This is a genomic window from Brachyspira pilosicoli (assembly GCF_019402445.1).
Classification (GTDB): Bacteria; Spirochaetota; Brachyspiria; order Brachyspirales; family Brachyspiraceae; genus Brachyspira; species Brachyspira pilosicoli_B.
This window is the reverse complement of the sequence record NZ_SRZM01000361.1, coordinates 1-2,401: the sequence shown is the minus strand read 5'-3', so window position 1 is coordinate 2,401 and position 2,401 is coordinate 1. Positions and strand designations below refer to the sequence as shown.

3 protein-coding genes are annotated in these 2,401 nt (G+C 26.4%); all 3 read right to left on the bottom strand.

Features of this window, described 5'->3' with window-relative positions:
* Positions 1-103: 103 nt before the first annotated feature.
* Positions 104-826, bottom strand: coding sequence for a hypothetical protein (locus E6A48_RS10700; RefSeq protein WP_219710216.1), 723 nt, complete (start codon positions 824-826; stop codon positions 104-106).
* A 9-nt stretch (positions 827-835) separates the two neighbouring features.
* The gene (locus tag E6A48_RS10695; RefSeq protein ID WP_219710214.1) at positions 836-1,840 is read right to left on the bottom strand and encodes a hypothetical protein; all 1,005 of its coding nucleotides are present in this window, start codon (positions 1,838-1,840) and stop codon (positions 836-838) included.
* 90 nt (positions 1,841-1,930) lie between these two features.
* Positions 1,931-2,401: hypothetical protein (locus E6A48_RS10690; RefSeq protein WP_219710213.1), on the bottom strand; the 471-nt coding region annotated here is incomplete at its 5' end.

Below are 2,401 nucleotides of genomic sequence, written 5' to 3'. Positions count from 1 at the left end.
CCCCAGTTCTTTTTGTGGCCAAAAGAACCAAAAAGACTGCATTTTATAAACTCACCTTTAGGTATAGCCAAATCACTATATTTAATAATTATTACATATATGTTTAATTAAACATTCCTTTTCCTTTAGCATTCATATCGATAACATTCTTTATAAAAGCTCCCTCTGGAAATATATCTTTTGCCATTTTTATATACTTATCATAATTGGCTTTATCATTATTCTTAAAATAAGCCTGTGAAGTCCATAAATAAACTATATGTTTTTCCCATTTCTCTTTAGCATTGCTTTCTGCTTTTTTAAATATTGGAAGAGATTTATCTATTCCGCCACCTACAAACTCAGGACTGTACGCTGTAAGTATTGCTTTACCTAATAGCGAAGGAAAATGATTAGCATTAATTTTTAAAGCATTATCATATATCTCCCCAGCCTTGCCAGAAAGTTTTACAACCTCATTAAATGAAGAATAATTAATAGCACTGCTCATCACATCAGCAACAGAAGCCATATAATCAGCATCTTTTTCTGTTAATAATGGAGTATTCTTTTTTATATTATCATTCAATAATTTGTAAGACTCTCTTTTACTTCTAGGATTCATATATATATCCATAAGTAAAATAAGATTCTCATAAGTTTGCTTTTCTGTTTTTCCATAATTGCCGTTTTTTATTTTTTCTATAGCCTTATATAAATCACCAGCTTTATTGGTATTAGCCATATAATAAAGATTATAAAGCTCATTAAAATCTCTGTTATACGAAAAAGATGAAATAGTAAAAACTAAAGATAAAAATAAAACTGTAAAAATCTTTCTCATTATAAACCCTCCTTAAAATACTATAGTGCTAATTATTAAATTCATAACCAAACTATTATTATTATCAACACCAAAAGTTAATTGTAAAGGTGTTGAGCCGTAGAGATTGTAGCCTATTCCGCCTCCTACAACATATAATAAATTGCCTTTATCAATACTGCTTTCAAAATATTTTCCGTACCCCACATTTCCAAAAGCAACTAAGTATATATCATTAAAACCAGAAGGAAGAAATCTCATAAAAAACTTATATTCAAGATGAACAAATGTAAGAAAGTCCATATTTTTAAGATGTGCCTCCAAATTACTTAAAGGCATCATCATAAGAGAGTATAAATACTTAAACCCTATAGAATATTTTTTCTCGCTTTTATCAAAATAAGCACTGTATCCTATATAAGGCATAATTCCAAGCTCGCCCCAATAATGAAAAAACGAATAAGGCATACTAGCTGAAACATTATAAGAATACTGCTTTTCATTAGGTATAATGCTCGCACCCACTCCAGCATTAAACTTTAATTTATTAACTCCGTCATCAACAAATGTAGAACTTAAACCAATATTCTGATTAATCTTAAATATAGAGCTTAATCTATAAACCTCTCTCTCAGAAGTAAGCATTTTGCCTATATTCATTCCATAATAAATACTCACATTATCAAAAGAATAACCTAATTTTAATTGTCCGTAATATTCTAAATCTTTATAATTAAACGTAGCAAATGGAGGAGTTATTCCTTGTTTGTAATTTAAATCTATAAAAAATCTTCTGTATCTGTATTCCATTCCAGCATTGGCGAATATTCCAAATGATGATTCTGCACCATAGTCAAAACTTATTCCTACACGCGGAACATATACAAAATGTGAATTCTTTTTATATGCATATCCTAAATCAACAGAAAATGGAAAACCAAAATAATTATAACTATAATGAAAACCTGAGTTTACAAAATCATTCTGAGCAAAAAGGAAACTTGATAATATAAAAAATATTAATAGCAATTTCTTCATAAAACGCAACTCACATATATTCAACTATATTAATATTATAACAAAAGTATTATGTCTGTCAATATACTTTGCATAAAATATCAATATTTTTTATTTCTTATATTCAAATATGCTGCTTCTAAATAAATAATAATCTGCAATTATAGAAATAGTCCAATTTAATATACCAACAAAAGGCCACATAAACCACAAATAATTATTATATTTATACGTGATGACATTTACAATAATCATTATTACAGAATAAATTACAACAGCAATAATAGAGTTTTTTAAATTAATTTTATATATATCATAACTATACTTTCTTATTTTAGGCTTTATATTATCAGAGAAATTCCAAAAAGAATAAATAACTATATAAATAAATAATACCAAATAAAAATAAGGCATAGTAAGTTTATAACCTATTTTAGTAGTTTCATTAAAAAAACTTAAATTATCTATAATCACACCAAAAGTAAAAGCTAAAATAGCTGTAGAAAAAGATGATATTAAAACTGTTAATATTTTTATATATAAATTATGTACAATTTTTGCATCTTTGCTTATATCTTCAAA